The sequence below is a fragment of the Mycobacterium sp. 1245801.1 genome, from assembly GCF_001673055.1.
Classification (GTDB): Bacteria; Actinomycetota; Actinomycetes; order Mycobacteriales; family Mycobacteriaceae; genus Mycobacterium; species Mycobacterium europaeum_A.
Window position 1 is genome coordinate 14,756 of record NZ_LZKY01000063.1, and the last position, 21,185, is coordinate 35,940.

General features: G+C 67.7%; 23 protein-coding genes and 1 pseudogene. 14 read left to right on the forward strand and 10 right to left on the reverse strand.

What is annotated here, in order from left to right; translation table 11 throughout:
* Window positions 1-59: 59 nt before the first annotated feature.
* Window positions 60-929: a LysR family transcriptional regulator gene (locus A5622_RS03465; RefSeq protein WP_066876670.1), complete on the forward strand. Its 870-nt coding sequence runs from the start codon at window positions 60-62 to the stop codon at window positions 927-929.
* A gap of 96 nt (window positions 930-1,025) precedes the next feature.
* Window positions 1,026-1,706 (forward strand): annotated as a pseudogene (locus A5622_RS03470) (phytoene desaturase family protein); the annotation flags it as partial.
* A 9-nt stretch (window positions 1,707-1,715) separates the two neighbouring features.
* On the opposite strand, the gene A5622_RS03475 reads toward A5622_RS03470, so the two are convergent.
* From A5622_RS03475 to A5622_RS03490, 4 genes are all read right to left on the reverse strand, one after another.
* The gene (locus tag A5622_RS03475; protein ID WP_066876679.1) at window positions 1,716-2,324 is read right to left on the reverse strand and encodes a YbhB/YbcL family Raf kinase inhibitor-like protein; all 609 of its coding nucleotides are present in this window, start codon (window positions 2,322-2,324) and stop codon (window positions 1,716-1,718) included.
* Window positions 2,325-2,389: 65 nt separating this feature from the next.
* Window positions 2,390-2,836: an SRPBCC family protein gene (locus A5622_RS03480; protein ID WP_066876681.1), complete on the reverse strand. Its 447-nt coding sequence runs from the start codon at window positions 2,834-2,836 to the stop codon at window positions 2,390-2,392.
* 52 nt (window positions 2,837-2,888) lie between these two features.
* Window positions 2,889-3,305: an SRPBCC domain-containing protein gene (locus tag A5622_RS03485; protein WP_066876683.1), complete on the reverse strand. Its 417-nt coding sequence runs from the start codon at window positions 3,303-3,305 to the stop codon at window positions 2,889-2,891.
* Window positions 3,302-3,628, reverse strand: a complete 327-nt coding sequence (locus A5622_RS03490) for a helix-turn-helix transcriptional regulator (protein WP_066863289.1) — start codon at window positions 3,626-3,628, stop codon at window positions 3,302-3,304. Before A5622_RS03490 ends, A5622_RS03485 begins: the two co-directional genes overlap by 4 nt.
* A gap of 85 nt (window positions 3,629-3,713) precedes the next feature.
* Between A5622_RS03490 and A5622_RS03495 the strand changes: the two genes are divergently transcribed.
* The 6 genes from A5622_RS03495 to A5622_RS03520 all read left to right on the forward strand — a co-directional run bounded on the left by A5622_RS03495 (window position 3,714) and on the right by A5622_RS03520 (window position 9,712).
* Entirely contained in the window at window positions 3,714-4,427 is a 714-nt protein-coding gene (locus A5622_RS03495; RefSeq protein WP_066876684.1) for an MBL fold metallo-hydrolase, read from the forward strand.
* Window positions 4,428-4,673: 246 nt separating this feature from the next.
* Complete coding sequence (gene aceA, locus A5622_RS03500; protein ID WP_066876686.1) at window positions 4,674-6,962, forward strand: isocitrate lyase ICL2; 2,289 nt, start codon at window positions 4,674-4,676, stop codon at window positions 6,960-6,962.
* Between the two features lie 261 nt (window positions 6,963-7,223).
* Entirely contained in the window at window positions 7,224-7,442 is a 219-nt protein-coding gene (locus tag A5622_RS03505) for a hypothetical protein (protein ID WP_066876694.1), read from the forward strand.
* A 151-nt stretch (window positions 7,443-7,593) separates the two neighbouring features.
* Window positions 7,594-7,998: a hypothetical protein gene (locus A5622_RS29985; protein WP_066876856.1), complete on the forward strand. Its 405-nt coding sequence runs from the start codon at window positions 7,594-7,596 to the stop codon at window positions 7,996-7,998.
* Window positions 7,999-8,158: 160 nt separating this feature from the next.
* The gene (locus A5622_RS03515) at window positions 8,159-9,322 is read left to right on the forward strand and encodes an LLM class flavin-dependent oxidoreductase (RefSeq protein WP_066876696.1); all 1,164 of its coding nucleotides are present in this window, start codon (window positions 8,159-8,161) and stop codon (window positions 9,320-9,322) included.
* A gap of 78 nt (window positions 9,323-9,400) precedes the next feature.
* On the forward strand, window positions 9,401-9,712 hold the full coding sequence (locus A5622_RS03520; RefSeq protein ID WP_066876697.1) for a hypothetical protein: 312 nt from the start codon (window positions 9,401-9,403) through the stop codon (window positions 9,710-9,712).
* A 57-nt stretch (window positions 9,713-9,769) separates the two neighbouring features.
* Here the strand turns inward: A5622_RS03520 and A5622_RS03525 are convergent, their stop codons facing one another.
* The gene (locus tag A5622_RS03525; protein ID WP_066863270.1) at window positions 9,770-10,237 is read right to left on the reverse strand and encodes an SRPBCC family protein; all 468 of its coding nucleotides are present in this window, start codon (window positions 10,235-10,237) and stop codon (window positions 9,770-9,772) included.
* A gap of 210 nt (window positions 10,238-10,447) precedes the next feature.
* On the opposite strand from A5622_RS03525, the gene A5622_RS03530 reads away from it, so the two are divergent.
* Both A5622_RS03530 and A5622_RS03535 read left to right on the forward strand, forming a co-directional pair.
* Complete coding sequence (locus A5622_RS03530; protein ID WP_066876698.1) at window positions 10,448-12,295, forward strand: fatty acyl-AMP ligase; 1,848 nt, start codon at window positions 10,448-10,450, stop codon at window positions 12,293-12,295.
* A gap of 40 nt (window positions 12,296-12,335) precedes the next feature.
* Entirely contained in the window at window positions 12,336-13,013 is a 678-nt protein-coding gene (locus A5622_RS03535; protein ID WP_066876699.1) for a hypothetical protein, read from the forward strand.
* A 10-nt stretch (window positions 13,014-13,023) separates the two neighbouring features.
* Here the strand turns inward: A5622_RS03535 and A5622_RS03540 are convergent, their stop codons facing one another.
* On the reverse strand, window positions 13,024-13,794 hold the full coding sequence (locus A5622_RS03540; RefSeq protein ID WP_066876701.1) for an SDR family oxidoreductase: 771 nt from the start codon (window positions 13,792-13,794) through the stop codon (window positions 13,024-13,026).
* A gap of 58 nt (window positions 13,795-13,852) precedes the next feature.
* On the opposite strand from A5622_RS03540, the gene A5622_RS03545 reads away from it, so the two are divergent.
* Window positions 13,853-14,329: a nuclear transport factor 2 family protein gene (locus tag A5622_RS03545; protein WP_066876703.1), complete on the forward strand. Its 477-nt coding sequence runs from the start codon at window positions 13,853-13,855 to the stop codon at window positions 14,327-14,329.
* A 67-nt stretch (window positions 14,330-14,396) separates the two neighbouring features.
* On the opposite strand, the gene A5622_RS03550 is transcribed toward A5622_RS03545, so the two are convergent.
* Window positions 14,397-15,137, reverse strand: coding sequence for a DJ-1/PfpI family protein (locus A5622_RS03550; protein WP_066876705.1), 741 nt, complete (start codon window positions 15,135-15,137; stop codon window positions 14,397-14,399).
* Between the two features lie 19 nt (window positions 15,138-15,156).
* The gene (locus A5622_RS03555) at window positions 15,157-16,107 is read right to left on the reverse strand and encodes a GlxA family transcriptional regulator (RefSeq protein ID WP_066876858.1); all 951 of its coding nucleotides are present in this window, start codon (window positions 16,105-16,107) and stop codon (window positions 15,157-15,159) included.
* Window positions 16,108-16,216: 109 nt separating this feature from the next.
* On the opposite strand from A5622_RS03555, the gene tpx reads away from it, so the two are divergent.
* Window positions 16,217-16,711, forward strand: a complete 495-nt coding sequence (tpx, locus tag A5622_RS03560; RefSeq protein ID WP_066863254.1) for a thiol peroxidase — start codon at window positions 16,217-16,219, stop codon at window positions 16,709-16,711.
* 17 nt (window positions 16,712-16,728) lie between these two features.
* Here the strand turns inward: tpx and A5622_RS03565 are convergent, their stop codons facing one another.
* Together A5622_RS03565 and A5622_RS03570 are read right to left on the reverse strand one after the other, a co-directional pair.
* Window positions 16,729-17,697, reverse strand: coding sequence for a nitronate monooxygenase family protein (locus A5622_RS03565; protein ID WP_066876706.1), 969 nt, complete (start codon window positions 17,695-17,697; stop codon window positions 16,729-16,731).
* Window positions 17,694-18,074 carry an NYN domain-containing protein gene (locus A5622_RS03570; RefSeq protein WP_066876860.1) on the reverse strand — a complete coding sequence of 127 codons (381 nt, stop codon included), beginning with the start codon at window positions 18,072-18,074 and terminating at the stop codon, window positions 17,694-17,696. Before A5622_RS03570 ends, A5622_RS03565 begins: the two co-directional genes overlap by 4 nt.
* Before the next feature lie 76 nt (window positions 18,075-18,150).
* Between A5622_RS03570 and A5622_RS03575 the strand changes: the two genes are divergently transcribed.
* Together A5622_RS03575 and A5622_RS03580 are read left to right on the forward strand one after the other, a co-directional pair.
* Window positions 18,151-19,335 (forward strand): acyl-CoA dehydrogenase family protein, encoded by a 1,185-nt coding sequence (locus A5622_RS03575; protein WP_066876707.1) that lies wholly within the window; start codon window positions 18,151-18,153, stop codon window positions 19,333-19,335.
* 396 nt (window positions 19,336-19,731) lie between these two features.
* Window positions 19,732-21,180 (forward strand): condensation domain-containing protein, encoded by a 1,449-nt coding sequence (locus tag A5622_RS03580; protein WP_066876708.1) that lies wholly within the window; start codon window positions 19,732-19,734, stop codon window positions 21,178-21,180.
* The last annotated feature ends 5 nt before the right edge of the window (window positions 21,181-21,185 follow it).

Genomic DNA, 21,185 nt, shown 5'->3' on the forward strand with positions numbered 1-21,185 from the left:
TTAGGTCTTCGGGAATCCCGCGTGAAATGCCTTGTGTGAAGGATCTATGCTCATCGAGCATGGACGCGGTGCAGTCCGGGCGAGTCGAGTTGCGTCACCTCCGGGCGTTCGAAGCGGTGGCCCGCCTCGAATCGTTCACGCTGGCCGCGCAGGAGCTCAGCATCACCCAGCCCGCGCTGAGCCGAACCATCAAACAGCTCGAAGACGCGCTCGAAGCGTCGCTGCTAGACCGCAGTTCGCGCCATGTGGCGACCACCCCGGCCGGGCGGGTCTTCCTCGGTCACGTCGAGCGGGTCCTGGCCGAGCTGGGGCGTGGGGTCGACGCCGTCCGGCAACAAGCGAGCATCCGCCTCGGATTCAGCTGGCTGCTGCCCGACCCGTGGGCGCAGGACACCGTCGCGCGGTTCGAGCGGACCACCCGGACCACCGTCAGCCTGATCCGCACCGACGACGCACTCGGGGCGGTCCAGCAGGGCCGGGTGGACATCGCCCTGGTGCGCGGCCACGTGACCTCGACCGCCGTTCGAATCGTGCACCTTTTCGATGAGCCCCGGGTGGCGGTGTGTTCGGTGCATTCGCCCCTGGCCAAGCGGGCGAAGCTGGACTGGGCCGAGGTGCCACGCTGGCCGCTGGTGGTCAACACGGCCAGTGGTACCACCGGGCCCTGGTCGTGGCCGGCGGGGGATGGGCCGGAAACCATAGTCGAGACAAAGAATTTCGACGAGTGGATCGAATCCGTCGCGGCCGACCGCGGCATCGGGGTCATTCCCGACGTTGCGATCAGGCGCAACATCCACCCCGGCGTGCGGTTCGTCGCGCTGCGGGGCGCGCCCGACATTCCCGTCGCGTTGGCGTTTGTGAAGCGGGCCAACGGCCCCGTGCTGCGGCGCTTCATCGAGGCGGCCGTGGACGCCGCGGCAAACCAGTGACGGCTTCGGTCGGGGGTGCCGTCAGGCCAGCGGCGCCAGGCCGGAGCGCACCAGATCCAGACTCGCGGTGACGTCGTCGGCGAGATCGCCGGAACAACCGAGCTGATCGCGCCCGAACACGTTCCCGCACAACTGGTCTCGCGTGTTTCCGGCCGCGATCACCGGGCCTCGTTCGTGCAGATCCACTTCGCGCTGGACGGGCTGCCCGAATTCGCCCCGCCCTATGAGTTCCTCAATGAGGAAGGCATGCAACAGTCGGTCGGAATCTTCGGGTCACCCGAGGAGCAACAGCTGCACTGGGAAAACTGCCGCCGGGGCGTCATTCCGGACAACCCGTCGATGGGCATGCAGATCCCGTCGGTGCACAATTCCAGCATGGCGCCGCCCGGCAAGCACGCGGCCAGCGCATTCGCTTACGCGTTTCCGGTCGAAGTCGCCCGCGACCAGCATGGCCATCTCAAAAACGCGATGGCGCAACGGGTTATCGACAAGATCACCCGATTGGCGCCGAACTTCAAGGACATCGTGATCCGCCACATCACCTTCGCGCCCTACCACATGAACACCATGTTCGGCGCGCCCTCGGGCGACTTCTGCCACGGACTGCTCCACCCCGACCTGATGGGCCCGAACCGGCCCGGCCCGAAGGGCTTTGTCGACATGCCCATCGAAATCGACGGTCTCTATCTCGCCAGCGCCGGATGCCACGGCGGGCCCGGCATCACGTTCACTCCCGGTTACAACGCCGCCTATCAGGTTCTCGACGATGCGTCGTGACGGGCCCGATCAGCCGCCGAAGACCGCGGTGAGCTGAGCCTGCGCGGTCGCGGCGCCGCCGATAGTCTGCGCCGCCTGCACCCCGGCCAGGCCGGCGGGCAGCTGATAGTCGTTGGGCAGCTGATAGAGGGTGAACCGGTAGTGATGCGTACCGGTTCCCGCCGGGGGACAGGGCCCCTTGTACGCCGGCTGGCCGGCCGTGTTGGGCAGCGCGGTCGCCCCGGCCGGGGTCTGACCATCGGCGGTGCTTCCGGAACCAGGCGGGATTCCGACGACGACCCAGTGGACGTACAGCCCATTGACGGCGTCGGGGTCGTCGACCACCAGGGCCGCACCCAGCGGCGCCGACCACGCCAACGGCGGCGCGATGTCGGCGCCCTTGCAGGTGTACTGCACCGGGATCGGGGCCCCGTCGGCGAAAGCGGGACTGCCGATGGTCAGCGGTCCGTCGGCGGGCGCGCGCGGCGCCGTGCGACCGAGGGTGGTGATCTTCGGCGCCGACGACGTCGTCATGTGGCCATCGCCGTGGCCGCCGCAGCCGGCCAGCGTCGGCGCCATCGCCAGCACACCGATGATCGCTGCGATTCGGTGCGGCCTTCCCGCCGGCGTAGGTTCCATGACTACCAGTCTGACTCGCGCGCCCACACTCGGGAAGGGCCCAATTTCACCCGCGCGAGGCCAAGCTACTTGCCGCGCTGCTCGACTTCGAGGACCCGCTTGCGCAGTCCCTCGGTGGCGGTGTCCATCAGGCTCTTGGCCCCCTTCTTGACCAGAAATCCGGGGACGGGCGCCACCAGGTCGACCGTGAGCTCGAAACGGACCCGGGTGCCATCCCCCTCGGGGGTCAGCGTGTACCGACCCTCTTGAGCGCGTTGCTGTTTGGAGCTGACCAACGTCCAGCCGACGCCGTCGTCGTGAACGGTGTAGGCGAGCTCCTGTTCGTCGCTGACGCCGACGAGCTTGACGACCTGTCTGGATCGCCTCGGATGGTTCTGGTCGTCACGTTCAAGTACCTCGACCTTCTTGTGCGCCGACGACCACTCGGTCAACGACTCGAGGTCGAACAGCACCTCCATGATTTCGTCGGGCGTCGCCTCGATGACGACTTCGCGGGAATCGGTGATAGCCATTCCGGGGTGATAGCCCGAGCGGTCTGCCCCGAAACCAGTCCCACGGTGGGGTCTAGCGAGTCGTCTGGGCGCCGAGCTGGGCGAGTCGGGGCAGGACGACGTCGCGCCATCCCGGCCCCATGCGCTCGAACGCCCGGGCCATGCGGCCGTCGCCGAGGTCAAAGCCGCTGTGTTCCAAGAAGACTCGGGTGCCGTCGCCTTCGGCTTCCAACCGCCAGGTCAGCGTCCAGGCCGCGGTGAACGTGTAGACGAACCGGTGCGGTGCGTCGACCTCGAGCACCGTGCAGGGCTGCTTGCCATAACCCGGCATGTCGAGCGTGAACTGGTGTCCCACCACCGCGGCCACCTGCCCCTCGGCCCACCAGAGCTTTATCAGCGCGGGTTCGGTGAGCAATCGCCACACGGTGGCCGGTGGCGCCGCGACGAATTGATCGACCCGGACCGTCGCGGGCCGTGACGTTTCGGTCATTCCAGCTCCTGTGCTACCTCGGCGAGCTTGGCCAGTCGGCCGCGCCAGAACTTCTCGAAGGGATGCAGCCAGTCGCCGAGGTCTGCCAACGGCTCGGCGGTCAGGCGGTAAATGCGATGACGCCCCTGCGGCCGGTCGGCGACCAGTCCCGCGTCACGCAGCACCTTGAGGTGCTCGGCGACGGCGGGGCGGCTGAGCTCGAAGCGATCGCTGAGTTCTCCCGCCGATAGCGGTTGGGCGGCGAGGATCTCCAGCAGTTCGCGCCGCACCGGATTGGCCAGGGCGAGGAAGACGCGATCGACGCTGTGCACGTCCGCCAACATACGTCGGGAATTTCCGACATGTCAACCATGTCCGACATAAGAAGCGGGCGGCGACCGCTTGCCGGGGCGGCTACCTTCGGAGGCTGTGCAACTCGCCTGGGAACGGTTGACCGCCACCGCGCGTCGCTGCCGGCTTCCGTTCTGCGACGTGACCGTCGGGCTGGTGTGGGGCCGCACCGGCGCATTGCTCGTCGACACCGGGACCACGCTCACCGAGGCCGCCGCGATCGACGCCGACGTCCGGCTGCTTGCCGGGCGCCCGGTGACCCATATCGTGTTGACGCACAAGCACTTTGACCACGTACTCGGTGCGTCGCTGTTCGCCGGGGCGAAGGTTTTCTGCGCCCCCGAGGTGGTCGAATACCTTTCCTCGTCAACCGGCGACCTGCGCCAGGACGCGCTGCGTCATGGCGGCGACCCCGCGGAAGTGGACGCGGCGATCGCGGCTCTGCGGCCCCCGCGCGGTGGAGGTCACGACGCCGTCATCGACCTGGGGGACCGGGCGGTGACGATCGCCCACCTCGGCCGGGGCCACACCGCGTCGGACTTGGTGGTGGTCGTGCCCGCAACGGAAGGCGGCGATCCGACCGTGGTGTTCACCGGTGACTTGGTGGAGCAGTCCGGCGACCCCGCGATCGACGCCGACTCCGATATCGCGGCCTGGCCCACGACCCTGGATCGGCTACTGGCGGTCGGTGGGCCCACGGCGATCTACGTCCCCGGCCATGGCAGCGTCGTCGACGCAAGATTCGTCCGGCGCCAGCGAGACTGGCTGGCCCGTCGTGCGGCGGCCCCGTGATCGATACCGTATCGAAAGGTATTGTCTCCCAAGGCGTTGAAACCGCACCGCGCCGCGGTGCCTCGCTGTCCCAACGTCCTCAGCCATCCGGTGGTTCACGCCGGTCACGAGTCCGCCACCGAAAAGCTCTCGCAAGTACATGGCGGGGCAACAGTTTTGGCTCAAGTCGTTCGAGCCCTGATTGAACCGCCGTTTCCGGGGATAGACTCACGTTCAGTGGAATCATGCGCGCGAAGGAGCGAAGACATGGCGATCATTGATAAGGACACGCAAGTCCGGCCATCGTTTGACGACGAGGTCGCTGCCACGCAGCAATACTTCGACGACCCGCGCTTCTCTCGCATCACGCGCCTCTTCACGGCCCGCCAGGTAGCAGAGCAACGCGGCACCATCCCCACCGATTACACCGTCGCCCGCAACGCGGCGGCCGCGTTCTATGAGCGGCTGCGCGAGCTGTTCGCCGAGAAGAAGAGCATCACCACGTTCGGTCCGTACTCGCCCGGCCAGGCCGTCGCGATGAAGCGGATGGGCATCGAGGGGATCTACCTCGGTGGTTGGGCGACGTCGGCCAAGGGTTCCACCACCGAGGATCCCGGCCCCGACCTCGCCAGCTACCCGCTGAGCCAGGTGCCCGACGACGCCGCGGTGCTGGTGCGCGCGCTGCTGACCGCCGACCGCAACCAGCAGTACCTGCGCCTGAACATGAGTGAGCAGCAGCGGGCGACCGCCACCGAATACGACTACCGGCCGTTCATCATCGCCGACGCGGACACCGGCCACGGTGGTGACCCGCACGTGCGCAACCTCATCCGCCGGTTCGTCGAGGTCGGGGTCCCGGGGTACCACATCGAGGATCAGCGTCCCGGCACCAAGAAGTGCGGCCACCAGGGCGGCAAGGTGCTGGTGCCGTCGGACGAGCAGATCAAACGCCTCAACGCCGCGCGCTTCCAGCTCGACATCATGAAGGTGCCGGGCATCATCGTCGCCCGCACCGATGCCGAGGCGGCCAACCTGCTCGACAGCCGGGCCGACGAGCGCGATCAGCCGTTCCTGCTCGGCGCCACCAACCTCAACATCCCGTCGTACAAGTCCTGTTTCCTGGCGATGGTGCGTCGCTTCTACGAGCTGGGCGTCAAAGACCTCAACGGTCACCTTCTCTATGCGCTGCCCGATGGGGAGTACGCCGAGGCCGGCGCCTGGCTGGAGCGCCAGGGCATCCAGGGCGTCATCTCCGACGCGGTCAACACCTGGCGCGAGAACGGTCAAAAGTCGATCGACGACCTGTTCGACCAGGTCGAGTCGCGGTTCGTGGCGGCCTGGGAGGACGATGCCGGGCTGATGACCTACGGCGAGGCCGTGGCCGAGGTGCTCGAATTCGATGCGAGCGAGGGCGAGCCGGCCGACATGAGCGTGGACGAGTGGCGGGCGTTCGCGGCACGCGCTTCCTTGTACTCGGCCAAGACCAAGGCGAAGGAATTGGGCGTCGACCCGGGTTGGGACTGCGAGCTGTCGAAGACCCCTGAGGGCTACTACCAGATCCGCGGCGGCATCCCGTACGCCATCGCGAAGTCACTGGCTGCTGCGCCGTTTGCCGACATCCTCTGGATGGAGACCAAGACCGCCGACCTGGCCGACGCCAAGCAGTTCGCCGACGCCATCCACGCCGAGTTCCCCGACCAGATGCTGGCCTACAACCTGTCGCCGTCGTTCAACTGGGACACCACCGGCATGACCGACGAGCAGATGAAGCAGTTCCCCGAGGAACTGGGCAAGATGGGCTTCGTCTTCAACTTCATCACCTACGGCGGCCACCAGATCGATGGCGTCGCGGCCGAAGAGTTCGCCACCTCGCTGCAACAGGACGGCATGCTGGCGCTGGCCCGCCTGCAGCGCAAGATGCGTCTGGTCGAATCCCCTTACCGCACACCGCAAACCCTGGTCGGCGGGCCGCGCAGCGACGCGGCGCTGACCGCCTCATCGGGTCGCACCGCGACCACCAAGGCGATGGGCGAGGGATCGACCCAGCACCAGCACCTGGTACAGACCGAGGTGCCGAAGAAGCTGCTCGAGGAGTGGCTGGCGATGTGGAGCGAGAACTACAGCCTGGGCGAGAAGCTGCGCGTGCAGCTGCGGCCCCGCCGGGCCGGCTCGGACGTGCTGGAACTCGGGATTTACGGCAACGACGACGAGCAGTTGGCCAACGTCGTCGTCGACCCGATCAAGGACCGGCACGGCCGCAGCATCCTTCAGGTCCGCGACCAGAACACCTTCGCCGAGAAGCTGCGGCAGAAGCGACTGATGACGTTGATCCACCTCTGGCTGGTGCACCGCTTCAAGGCCGACGCGGTGATCTATGTGACGCCGACCGAGGACAACCAGTATCAGACGTCGAAGATGAAGTCGCACGGCATCTTCAGCGAGGTCTACCAGGAGGTCGGCGAGATCATCGTCGCCGAGGTGAACCGGCCCCGCATCGCCGAACTGCTGCAGCCCGACCGGGTCGCGCTGCGCAAGCTGATCACCAAGGAAGATTAGCCAGCCACCCGACGGCGGCCGCCCGATCGACCGATGCGGCCGCCGCTAACGGAGTCATCATCCAGCGTCGACGTGCACCAGCGCGCCGCCCGAGCCCGGCGCGGGCCGCTCCCGCCACCCGCGCATTCGACGTGCCCCGGTTCGCCGTGCGACACGATGCCAAAAATTTACCCTGCGCACAGTTGCACAGGTGTAGGATTTAGCTAGTAACAAACGTGCGCTCAGATTTAACAAACGCCCCGGAACAGAGAGGAGCGCCTGATGGGGACCCCAATCAACAAGGCGATCGCGGTGTTCGGTGGTGCGGTAGCGGTTGTTCTGGCGGTCGAATTCGGTGCCGTGGGCGTTAGCCAAACCGGCAACGCAGCGACGGCGGCGACGCATCCGCCAGCCAGCGTCGCGATGCCGCAGCCCGGCACGACCGTCCCCGGCGTGCATATCGGCACGCTCGCGGCCTGCATCGTAGGATCGAACTGCTAGCCGACCGCTGTTCGCGATGGCCCATCACACCTGCGTGATGGGCCATTTTCGTCCGGCACGATTTCGCCGCCCGAATCTGTTTGCGCGGCGAGGCCGCTGGGTAAGAAAAAGTGGGCGGCGCGAAGTGGCGCATGTGGAGATGGGGGATCTGATGAGATCTGGACCGAGGACGGCGGTCGCACTGTTCGGCGGTGCGGCGATGCTCGTGTTATCGGTCGCCTGCGGTGGCGGACATAAGGGCGGCCCCAGCAGCAGCACCACGACCCCGACGACTACACCGTCCTCCAGCGTGGCGCCCTCCACCGCACCCGGTGGCGGCGGCGGTGAGCCGGGCGGCCCGACCGGCGGCGGTGGCCCTAATGGCGGTGGCGGCGGCGTGCCCGGCGGCCCGACCGGTGGCGGCGGTCCCGGTGGCGGTGGCGGCGGCGTGCCCGGCGGCCCGACCGGTGGCGGCGGTCCCGGCGGGGGCGGCGGCAGCATTCCGGGCGTGGGCGGTGGTGGCGGCGGACCGGGCGGTGGCGGCGGTTGCGTCGGCAACGTCTGCGGCGGTTTCTGATCACCCGATGAGCCGGCGCTAAAGCGCAAACACCAAGACTTGCTCCCTAGCCGGTGGGGCCGGGATCACCTGGCCCCATCGGCTGAACCCTTGTCTGGACCTAGGGCCCAAGCCGCATTCCGAGTTATGGTTCTGCCAACTCGGATGCAAGGGGACTTCAATGTCGAAGCTGCGGTTCGGATACTTCATCGCCCCGTTCCACCGCGCGGGCACCAATCCGACGCTGGCCCTGCAACGCGATCTCGCCTTCGTCGAGCATCTCGACGCGCTGGGCTTCGACGAAGTCTGGTTGGGCGAACACCACTCGGCGGGTAGCGAAATCATCAGCTCCCCAGAGATTTTCATCGCCGCCGCCGCCGAACGCGCGAAGCGAATCCGGTTCGGCACGGGTGTCATCTCGCTGTCGTATCACAATCCGCTGTGGGTCGCCGACCGGCTGATGCTGCTGGATCACCTCACGCACGGCCGCATCATCGGCGGCGTCGGGCCGGGCTCGCTGCCCAGCGACTCGTCCATGATCGGACTCACCCCGACCGATACGCGTGAGCTGCTGGAGACCAATCTCGACATCGTGGTGCGGCTGCTGGCGGGCGAGACGGTCAGCGCCAAGACCGCCACCCATCAGCTCTACGATGCCAAGCTGCAGCTCGCCCCGTACACCGACGGCGGCATCCCGCTGTCGGTCGCGGCGGTCGCCTCACCGACGGGCGCGCGGTTGGCGGGTAAGCACGGCATCGGCCTGCTGTCCATCGGGGCGACGTTGACCGTCGAGGGTTTCAACGCGCTGTCCTACCACTGGGGCATTGTCGAGGAGCGCGCCGCGGCCTTCGGCACGCAGGTCGACCGCAAGAACTGGAGCCTGGTCGGTTTGTTCCACCTGGCCGAGACCGAGAAGCAGGCCCGCGAGGAGGTCAAGTTCGGCATCGAGCCGTGGTTCCGGTACTTCCAGAAGGTGGCGGCGTTCCCGCAGATGACGATGCCGGGAGAGCAGCTCGACGAAATGATCGACGTCATCAACGAGAACGGCGCGGGCGTGATCGGCACGCCGGAGCGGGCGCGCGAACAGGTGCAGCGGCTCTGGGACCAGTCCGGTGGATTCGGCTGCATGCTGCAGATGGGTCACGAGTGGGCCAACCCGGCCGCCACCCGACGGTCCGCCGAGTTGTTCGCCGCCGAGGTGATGCCGCACTTCCAGGGCCAGGCGCAGCCGACGCTGGACGCCGCCGCGCGCGCCGGCCAGGCCCGGGAGAACCTGGCGCAGTCGCAGCTGGACGCCGTCGCGCACATGACCAAGAAGTATCAGGACGAGGTCGAGTCCAGATAGCGGCTCATTGCGAGGCTTCATACCGAGACGACAGCCGCCTCCCAGTGGGCAGCTAAAGACGCGGCGCATACCTGGAGAATGACCACCGACACCCTTGGCCCCGCGATCACCCGCGTCTTCGGAATTGCTGCCACCCTGGCCGTACTCGCGCTGTACGACGCGGCTACACCGGCGATCGTGCCGGGTTGGGGTTCGGTGCGCCTGACGGACGCCGCCGGTTCACCCGGTCTCACCGGCGGTTTCGCGACCGATGACGGCGACGATCAACTGCAGCAGCAGCTACAGCAATCCATCCAACAGGCCGAACAGCAGAACGAGCAGGCCCAGCAGCAGTTCAATCAAGACATGCAGCAACAACAAACGTACGAAAACCAGTTCAACAACCCGTGATTCGTGAATCGAAGCGTGGCGGCCGCTTCACGCGGCCGTCATGCGGGTGCGGGACGGTCAGCGCCCGGCGCGGGATTCCCGCTCGGCCGCCTTCACCAGCCGGCCCGCGAAGAACCGGACCGCTCCACCCATGGCGGCGCGCATCAGCGGACCCGTCCCGCGGACGCCTTCGGTGAACGAACCGGTCCAGCGGATGTCGGTCCCGCCCGCCGCATTCGGCGTCAGGACCACCTCGCCGCCGTAATCCTGGGCCGGGGTGCGCGGGCCCACCAGCTTGTAGGCGTGGCGACGATCCGGCTCGTAGGCGACGGTTTCCTCCTGCACGTAGACGGGCCACATGCCCACCTTGCGGACGGCCCCGATGCCACCGGGCGCCGGGTCGCCCTGGCGCGCCCAACTCGAGTGCACGACGATCGGCTTGGCCCACTGCGACCAGTTGGCGCCGTCGGCCACCAGCCGGAACACCGTCGCCGGGGGTGCACTGCTGGTGCGGGTGACTTCGAAGGAATAGTTGCGGCCCGGCATGACGACTCCTGGTGGTAGCAAACGGACGGCCCTGGACGCCGCTCGCCGGTAGGCTACCGCCCGCCCCGGCCGATGGCCGGATCGGGTTGACCGTCGCCGCGCGCCCGGTGATCGAGCACCCGCCCGAGGCGGCGAATGCCCGCGCCGCTCTTGCTGTTTGCCGATTCACCGGCGCGCAGACCGCCGCCTCGGCTTGCCTAGACTGCAGTCATGGATCGCGGCTCCCGGCAGGACGGCCCGGCTGCCGGTGGCCTCCTTCGCATCGAGGACTGCCTGGACGCCGCGGGCCGGGTGGTGCTGCCGCCCGGGGTCAACCTGATCTCGCTCATCGACCGCAACATCGCGAACGTCGGTGACACCGTGGCGTACCGCTACCTCGATTTCAGCCGTTCGGCGCGGGGCGAAGCCGACGCGGTGACATGGACCCAGTTCGGTGCGCGGCTGCAGGCCATCGGCGCACGCATCCAACGGGCCGCGGGCCGCGGTGAGCGCGTTGCCGTCCTTGCGCCGCAGGGCATCGACTACGTCGCCGGGTTCTACGCGGCGGTCAAGGCCGGAACCATCGCGGTGCCGTTGTTCGCCCCGGAGCTGCCCGGGCACGCCGAACGCCTCGATACCGCGCTGCGGGATTCGGAGCCCACCGTCGTCCTCACGACCACCGCCGCCCAAGGCGCGGTGGAGGCGTTCCTGGCCGGCCATCCACATCTGCGCCGGCCGCAGGTGATCGCCATCGACCAGATACCCGACGCGGCGGGGGAGTCGTTCGCGCCGACCGAGCTCGGCATGGACGACGTCTCACACCTGCAGTACACCTCGGGCTCCACCCGCCCGCCGGTCGGTGTCGAAATCACCCACCGCGCGGTGGGCACCAACCTGGTCCAGATGATCCTGTCGATCGACCTACTGGACCGAAACACCCACGGCGTCAGCTGGTTACCGCTCTACCACGACATGGGTTTGTCGATGATCGGCTTCCCGGCGGTCTACGGCGGCCACTCCACGCTGATGTCTCCCGCCGCCTTCGTCCGCCGCCCGCAGCGATGGATCCAGGCGCTGTCCGACGGGTCCCGACAGGGCAACGTCGTCACCGCCGCACCGAACTTCGCGTACGAGTGGGCCGCGCAGCGCGGACTGCCCGGCCCCGAGGCGGACATCGACCTGCGCAACGTGGTGATGATCATCGGTTCCGAACCGGTCAGCATCGACTCCATCAAGACCTTCACCAAGGCGTTCGCGCCCTACGGGTTGCCGCCCACCGCGTTCAAACCCTCCTACGGCATCGCCGAGGGCACTTTGTTCGTCGCGACCATCGCCCCGGCCGCCGAGCCGACGGCGGTGTACTTCGACTCGGAACTGCTGGGCGCCGGATCGGCGGTGCGCGTCGTCGCCGATCATTCCAGGGCCGTCGCGCACGTGTCGTGCGGTCAGGTCGCACGCAGCGAATGGGCCGTCATCGTCGATCCCACCAGGCGATCGGAGGTGCCGGACGGCCAGGTGGGCGAAATCTGGTTGCAGGGCAACAACGTCGGACGGGGCTACTGGGGACGGCCCGACGAGACGCGGCGGGCCTTCGGCGCCAAGCTGCAGTCGCGGCTCGCCGACGGCAGCCACGGCGAGGGCGCCGATCTGGACGGCTCCTGGCTGCGCACCGGGGACCTGGGCGTGTATCTCGACGGTGAGCTGTACGTGACCGGCCGGATAGCGGACCTGGTGACGATCGACGGCCGCAACCACTACCCGCAGGACATCGAGGCCACCGTCGCCGAAGCCTCCGAGATCGTCCGGCGCGGATACGTGACGGCGTTTTCCGTGCCGGCCGACGATGACCCGGATGCCGCCCGGCTGGTGGTGGTCGCCGAACGCGCGGCGGGCACCAGCCGTCAGGACCCGCAACCGGCGATCGAGGCCATCCGGGCGGCGGTCGCACAGCGACACGGCCTGAGCGTGTCGGACGTCCGTCTGCTGCCGGCCGGCGCCATCCCGCGCACGACCAGCGGCAAGCTGGCCCGCCGGGCCTGTCGCACGGAATACCTCGCCGGCACCCTGGGCGTCCGCTGACCCGGGGTCAACCCGGGGGAGTTGCTGGCATCCTGGCGATGTGGGTCTGATATTCCGGTTGGCGGAGCTGTTGATCGTCATCCTGCCGCTGACGGGCGCGATCGTCGCCGCCGTGCGCGCGTTCGGCAGCTACCGACGGCGCGCCGACGAGCGGTCGCGGGAGTTCGGCCGGGAACCGTTGCCCGGCGCGCCCGCGGCCGACGGCGCGGGCGGAAATCAAGCGGCCCAGTGGCGCGCGATCCGGCGCGTCCTCGATGAGCATGGCCGCACGGATGCCCGCTGGCTCGAATACGAGCTCGATGTCGCCAAACTGCTGGACTTTCCGCTGATGACCGACATGCGCGAGGCCAACACGATCGCGTTCCACAAGGCCAAGCTGCGGGCCGACTTTCTGCGGCCGGCGCAGGCCGAGGATCTGCTCGACGACCGCGACGGCGCCGCTCGGTACATGGCCGCGGTCGAGGACTACGTCACGGCGTTCGACGCCGCCGAGGCCGAGGCGATTCGCCGCCGCCGCACCGATTTCTCCAGCGCGGACCAGCAGCGAATTGCACGGGCGCAGAGCCTGTTACGGGTGGCGGCGGACCCCGCCGCGGCCGCCCAGGAACGTCAACGCGCCTACGATGTGGCCCGCAACGAACTCCAGGGCCTGCTGGTGTTGCCGTCGGCGACGCAGGCCAACCTCGAACGCGGGATCTCCGGCGAGCTCGAGCGATAGGGCCGGTGAGCTAGGGGCAGGTGTAGCCGCCGTCGATCACGACGTCCGACCCCGTCATATAGCTGGACGCCTCGCTGGCCAGATAGACGTACAGGCCGACGAGTTCCTCGGGGCGACCGATGCGGCCGAGCGGAATCTTCGGCTCCCACTGGCGGTGATACTCGGTTAACGGCTCGACCAGCTCGGTGAGGATATAGCCGGGGCTGACGCTGTTCACCCGGATGTTGTGGGCCGCGAATTCGACCGCCATGGCCTTGGTCAACTGGATGACGGCCGCCTTGGCGGTGCAGTAGTGACCGACCTGCTGCGGAACGTTGATGATGCTGCCCGACATCGACGCGGTGTTGATGATGACGCCGCCGCGCCCCTGGGCGACCATCGCCCGGGCCGCCGCCTGCGCGGTCAGGAAGACTCCCGTCACGTTGGTGTCCTGGATCCGCTGGAATTCCTCCGGCGACATCTCCAGCATCGGGACGACCGCGATGATGCCGGCATTGCAGACCGCGACGTCGATCCCGCCCAGCTCCGCGGTCACCCGGTCGACCATGCTGTTCACCTGGTCGGGTTGGGTCACGTCACATCGGATCGGCAGGACCTTGCCGGCGCCGTCCGCCGCCAGCTCGCCGGCGATGCGTTCCAGCGCCTCGACATTCCGCGCGGCGATGGCGACGTGGGCGCCGGCTTGCACGTAGGCCTGCGCGACTTTCCTGCCGATGCCGCTGGACGCCCCGGTCACCAACGCCCGCTTGCCGCGCAGGCTGAACAAGTCCAACACGTTCATCCGACCTCCCCATTCATACGAGCGACCCAAAACCGAAACACGTTCTAGTGTGTCCGCTATGGGCAACTTCACCAGGGCAGAAATCGACGAAGCCGTCGAGAACTACACCAAGGTCGTCGAAGGGTGCAGCGCTTCGGGCGACTGGCGGCCGTTCGCGGACCTCTTCACCGAAGACGTCGTCTACACCGAGCATCACTACGGCGTCTTCCACGGACGCGAGGCGGTTCGCGACTGGATCGTCGCGGTGATGGCGCCGTTCCCGCACATGCGGTTTCCCAGTGACTGGATCGCCCACGATGAGGACAACGACGCCGTCGTCGTCATGATCAAGAACCTGCTCGACCACCCGAGCGATCCGAACGGCGAGCCGTTCTGGTTCCCCAACTGGACCCGCCTGGTCTATGCCGGCGACGGGCTGTTCTCCAGCGAGGAGGACATCTACAACCCCGACCGTGACGCTCCCGGCGTCGTCGCGGCGTGGCTGCAGGCCGGCGGGCAGCTCGCCACCACCGAGATCCTGCAGCCCGGCGCCTAGCGGCTAGGCTCTGGCTCGAGAGTGCTTGTGCGCGAAGCGCTATCACCGGCGCTAGCGCATTCCCCAGTTACGTCATGCTCTCCAGCGGCCGCCTGCGCCGCCGCGACCGGACCTTGTCCAGCGCCTGCTCCCAGGCGAGCAGGGTCGTGGCCTTCACGTTGGCGGGCTTCACGCTGTCACGGGACAGCAGCGCCGTCGCGGCGGCCTTCGTCGTCGCCGAGGCCTTCGACATGTGGCCCGAATCGAATGGCGGCTGCGGATCGTATTCGAGCGCGAGCTGGATTGCCTTCGCGCGGGATTCGCCGGCGATCTGTCCGGCCAGCCACAACGCGAGGTCGAGCCCGGCGGACACGCCGGCGCTGGTGACCATGTCGTCGGAGTGCACGATCCGTTCGTCGGCCACCGGAACCGCGCCGAATGCCTTGAGCGCGGGGATCGTCAGCCAGTGCGACGTCGCCCGCCGGCCGTCCAGCAGCCCCGCGGCCGCCAAGATCACCGACCCGGAGCACACCGACGTCGTCCAGCTCGCGCTGCCGTGGGCCCGGCGCAGCCAGTCGAGCAACGCGTCGTCGCGTGCGTGCACCGGGGTCGACGGCCCGCCGGGCACGAGAATGACGTCGGGGGAGGGTGTTTCGGCCAGCGAGTGGGTGGCGCCGATGACCAGCACCCCGGAGTCGGCGGTGATCGGTCCGGCCTCGTGCCACACGAAGCGAACCTCGGCGCCGGGCAGGTTGCGCAGCACCTCGTACGGCCCGATCATGTCGAGCGCGGTGAATCCGGGGTAGGCCACGATGGCGATTTGGGTCATCGGTGTCGTCCTTTCGGTGTCAGGCGAAAGCCTTGCGGTATTGATCGGGCGAAATACCCACGCGGCGAAGGAAATTGCGCCGCATGGTTTCCGCGGTGCCGAAGCCGCACCGGGCGGCGATGGCGACGACGGTGTCGTCGGTCTCCTCCAACTGCCGGCGCGCGGCTTCGGTGCGGATCCGTTCGACGTATTGGCCGGGCGCCTCGCCGATTTCGGCGGTGAACACGCGGGTGAAGTGGCGCGGGCTCATCGCGGCGCGGCGGGCCAGATCACCGATGCTGTGCGGACGGCCCGGGTCGACCTCGATCGCCTCCTGCACCTCGCGGATGGAATCCCGTCTGGCCCTCGGCATCCACACCGGCGCCGCGAACTGCGTCTGGCCGCCCGGTCGGCGCAGATACAGCACCAGCCAGCGGGCGACCGTTTGCGCGACCTCGGTGCCGTGGTCGTCCTCGATCAGCGCCAGCGCCAGGTCGATGCCGGCGGTGACGCCCGCGGCGGTCCACACGGTCTGCGAGCTCCGCACGAAGATCGGGTCGGCGTTGACCTCGATCGCGGGGAATTGGGCCGCCAACCGTTCGGCGAAGGCCCAGTGTGTGGTCACCCGCTGCCCGTCCAGCAACCCCGCCTCGGCCGCGAGAAACGCACCGGTGCACACCGTCACCATGCGGCGGGCCTGGCCGGCGACGGCCTTGATCCAGGCGACGAGCTCGGCGTCGGCGCGTGCCTCGTCCACGCCGGCGCCGCCGGGCAGCACCACTGTGTCGATCGGGTCGGCCGGGTCCGGCAGCGGCGTCGTCACGAAGGCCAGCCCGGTCGCCGTGGCTATCGGTTGGCCGCCGACCGAGGCGACAGCGACGTCATACCCGCCGCCGGTCAACATCGATGCGCTGGTGAACACGTCGTACGGGCCCACCACATCGAGCGCCTGCACACCGGGGAAGCCGGCGATCACCACCTTGCGAGGCATGGATTCAGTGTTGGCCACGCGGGGCACGTCGTCTACGCCATGCACCCCACCAATTAGGACATGGGACCTGCCCCGTGGCGGCCGCGACGGCCTTGGCAGACTGTTGCCCATGGCACAGATAACGTTGCGTGGAAACCCGATCAACACTGTCGGCGAGCTGCCTGCCGTCGGATCCAAAGCCCCGGCCTTCAGCCTGGTCGGCGGCGATCTGGCCGCGGTCAGCAGCGAGCAATTCGGCGGTAAGCCCTTGGTGCTCAACATCTTTCCGTCCATCGACACGCCGGTGTGCGCGACCAGCGTGCGGACCTTCAACGAGCGGGCCGCCGGCGGCGGGGCGACCGTGGTGAACGTCTCGAAGGACCTGCCGTTCGCGCAGGCACGGTTCTGTGGCGCCGAGGGCATCGAGAACGTCAAAACCGCGTCGGCGTTCCGGGACAGCTTCGGTGAGGACTACGGCGTCACGATCACCGATGGCCCGATGGCCGGACTGCTCGCGCGCGCCATCGTGGTGGTCGGGGCCGACGGCAACGTCGCCTACACCGAGTTGGTGCCCGAGATCGCGCAGGAGCCCAACTACGACGCGGCTCTGGCCGCCGCGGGCTGATCCGCGCCCGCTGCCAGTCAGGCCTGTTCGAGTTCGGCCCGCCCCACGCGCTGCGACGTGGCCGCCAGCACCTCGCGGCAGCCTCGCCACATCTGCTCGATGATGTCGGCGGCCGGGGGCAGGTCCTCGATGCGCCCGGCCACCTGGCCGGTGTTGGCGACGCTGGCGTCGAGGTCGCCGTCGAAGTAGAGCCGCTGCACGCGTTGTAGGGCCGCGGTGCCCGCTTCGGCGGACGTCGCGGCGTCGAGCCGCTCGGCGGCGGGCGTGCGGATGACGCGCATCATCCGGTTGCCGTCGAGGGGGAGCAGCACCGTGCCGGTCTCGTCGGCGTCGACGACCGCTTGCTTGAGGTTGCCGTGCACCGGCGAGTCCGCGCACGCGAGCAGCCGGGTGCCCATCTGCACCGCGTCCGCGCCGAGGACGAAGGCGGCCGCCATGGACCGCGCGTCACAGATCCCGCCCGCGGCCACGATCGGGACGTCGACGTGGGCGGCCACCAACGGCAGCAGCACCATGGTCGAGGCGCCGAACCGATTCTTGAATCCGCCTCCTTCGACGCCTTCGACCACCAGCCCGTCCACGCCGGCATCGACGGCCTTCTTGGCCGCGGCCAGGGTGCCTACCACGTGGAACACCGTGATGCCCGCATCGTGCAGACGTTCGGTGAAAATCGACGGGCTGCCGGCGGAGGTGGTCACGAAGCGAATGTCGTTGGCGACAAGCAAGTCCAGCATCGCCGGATCACGATTGAACAGCAACGCGATGTTCGCGCCGACGGCACCGGCGGTCAGTTCGCGCACCCGCCGCAGGTCGGCTCGTCCCTGATCCGAGGTGGTCTCGATGATTCCCAGCGCACCGGCGTTCGACACCGCAGCGGCCAGTTGGGCGCCGGCGATATAGGTCATCGGCGCCTGGATGATCGGGATGTCGATGTGCGCCAGCGCGCAGACCCGGTTGCCCGGTGGACCGGGTTCGGCGGTGGTCATCGGTCCCGCGGATCGACGAGGTCGCGGAAGCTTTCCGACCGCTGAACCGATGCGCCCAGGCTTCGCACCCGGTCGGTCAGCGCGCGGTCGGATGTCACGACGCGAATGTCGTGCGGCGCGGCGTCGGCCGCGACCAGCCGGACGATCTCGTCGTCGGCCGAATTCGCGGCCGCCCTGGGTGCGTGCGCTATCTCGATCACCGATGACGTGATGGCGCTCGACGGCGGTCGCTCAAAAACCACCGTCACCGTTTCTCCTTGCCGCGACGCCCACTGATTCAGCCTTTCCACCAAGGTGACCATCGCACCGTTGCGGTCCTTCCACCAGCCATCGGGACGGCTTCCGATCACATTCATGCCGTCGACAATCCAGCGCACCACCCACACGGTAAACGACCTGTCACGACGGGTGATTTCGTTCGCAAAACCGGGAGTGGTTGATACGGTCACCCCCATGACCTCGATCGCCGACACAACAGACCGGGTGGTGGCGCTGGCCCGCGGTATGCGGGACCTGGTGCAGTCCGAAGCCGCCGAATCGGAGCGGCTGCGCACGCTGTCCCCGGCGATCGTCGATGCGATGTGGGCCAGCGGGCTGATGTCGGCGTTCAACCCGGTGGCGGCCGGTGGCGTCGAGCCGTCGTTCACCGAGATGATCGAGACCTGGATCGAAATGGCTTGGCAGGATGGGTCATTCGGTTGGGTGGGGATCGCCAATCTGCCCTCGTCGTTCGCCGCGGCGGCATACCTGCCCGACGACGGCTTCGCCGAGGTGTTCACCGCGCACGACAACCGGGTCACCCTGGGCGGCCAGTTCTTCCCCAACGGACAGGGCGCCGCCGGCGACGGTGGCTACCGGGTGAGCGGCGCGTGGAACTTCGGCTCGGGCATCGGGCACGCGGAATATGTTGCCGCCGGGTTCCTGCCGATGGACAACGGCGAGATGCGCTGGATCAGTGAGGGTTTCCCCGCGATGCGGGTCGCCGTCATTCCGCGCGACGAGATCAGCTTCAACGACGGCTGGTTCGTGCAGGGACTGAAGGGAACCGGTTCCTACGACTACAGCGCCGCAGACGTTTTCGTGCCCGAGAGGCGCACGTTTGAACTGTTTGTGCGGCAGCCCCACCGCGGGACGTCGCCGGCCACCCGGATGGGACTGATGCCGGTGACCGCGGCCGGGCACGCGTCGTGGGCGCTGGGCGTGGCCAAGAGCATGCTCGACGATGTCCAAGAGCTGGCCGCGACGAAGTTCCGAATGAGCGACATGGCGTCGCTGGCCAGCCGCCCCACCTTCCAGAAGGGCCTGGCGCATCACCGCGCGGCCTGGCGCGCGGCCCGGCTGTTGGTGCTCGACGCGTTCACCGCCGCCGAGGCGGCGGTGGCATCGGGACAGGACCTCACCCCGGCGCTTCGCGCCGACATGCGGGTGGCCGCCGTCTACGCCACCGACACCGCCCGCGGCTGCGCCGAATGGGCGCATCTGGTCGCCGGGACCAGCTCGATCCGCGAGGGCAGCCGGTTGGAGCGCGCCTTCCGCGACATCTACACCGGAACGCAGCACGCCTTCATCAGCGAGAAGGTCGCCATCGACGCCGCCCAGATCTGGCTGGGCATCATCGACGACCAGCCCGGGCTGTAACCCGCCGGCGCCGGGGGCGCCGGCCAGTTGCGCACACGGCTAACCGGCGGTGGCAATGGCTGGCCCCTGAACCGATCCTCGAGATCAACCCCACCGCGTTCCTCGAGGCGGCTGACGGCAGGCGGTCAGCTGATGCGCATCAATCGCCGCCCATCGCGACGGATGAGCACAATGCGCAAAACCAGGAAATCGTCGCTTTTGGTGACTATTGACTACAACAGCGACACAGCTCTAAGCGGCGTCGTACGTTCGGATTGCACAACATATCCGAGTACGGCGCACGATTACGGAACCACTGGAAATGCACGCGGGCGCGAAGTTTATCCGCAAATGGCCGGTTCTGCCATTCATGTGCAACGTACTAAATGTCGATGTTGAAAGACAAGGAGCGAGGAAATGGTCGCATTGGGCAGCATCAACGGATGGCAACCGGCCCATGGGCCGGTAGTCACATGGACTGCCTCGGCAGTAGCGCGTGAGGCGGCTCGTACGGCACCGCGATCGGACCTGCCTGCCACTTACCAGCAGTTCCAACACGTGCGAATCGCTCACTACGCGAAGGCGATGGGCAGGCAGCTGCCCCGTTTGATGGTCGTGGCGTGGGACATCCCCGGTGTGTGTGACATCGCGGCGATGACGGCCGCAATCAATGCGCATGTTCGTCGTCACGACACCTACCACAACTGGTTCGAATTCGATAGTGACGACGTGGTCCGACATGCCATCGACGACGTGGAAGCCGTCGAATTCCTCCCGGTGCAGTCCGGGAATATGGACGTGGCGCAGATAAGGGCGCATGCAATGACGACAACGCCGGAAACCCTCGAATGGGATTGCTTTACCTTCGGCGCCATCCAGCACAGCGAATACTTCACGTTCTACGCCAGCGTCGACCATCTCCACATCGACGGCATCTCCGGCAGCTTGATATTCCTCGACATTCACCTCGCCTACCAGCGCTCGCAGCTTGCCGCACCGCTCACGCTTCCCCCAGCCGGGAGCTACAGCGACTACACCATGCGCCAACACGAGCAGCTGGCCGGCCTGACCTCGTCGTCCCCGCAGGTCAAGGATTGGCTCAAATTCGCGCACGACACCGACGGTGACTGGCCGAGCTTCCCGTTGCCGCTCGGCGACACGTGGGCCAGCAACCGAGGCGACTTTCTGACTGTCGACTTGCTGGACGCGGCCCAGACGGAGTCCTTCGACACCGTCTGTCGCGCAGCCGGCGCCCGATTCAGCGGTGGAATTCTGGCCTGCGCAGCCCTGGCCGAACGCGAATTCACCGGCGCCGACACCTATTACGGATTCACGCCGTACGACACGCGGACGCCCGGGGTCGACACGATGAGTGTCGGGTGGTTCGCCAGTCTCATTCCCGTGACCGTGCCGACGGGTGCCGGCTGTTTCTTCGAGTCGGCGCCGGCAGCCCAGAAGGCGTTTGACTCCGCGAAACATCTTGCCGGCGTGCCGTTGGAACGGGTCTTGGAGTTGACGACCCCAGATCAGCCGGCCATCAAGCTGCCCACGCGCCCGGCCATGATGGTGTCGTTTCTTGATTTCCGAAAGATACCGATCGCCGCATTGTGGGAAGAAACGAACTTCGGCGCCTACGGCGACAACTTGTCGCACGGCGGGATCAACATCTGGATCAACCGGCACGCGGCAAAAACCACCGTGACCATCTCCTTTCCGGATAACCCGACCGCGCGCGATTCGGTACATCGTTACATCTCGGCATTGACGCAAGCATTCGCCGCCGTCGCCGAGACCACTTCGCGGTGGGCGGATGTGGTTGCAGACCACGCCAACTCGAGCCACGCCGTACCCGCAATCACCCTCTAACCCGA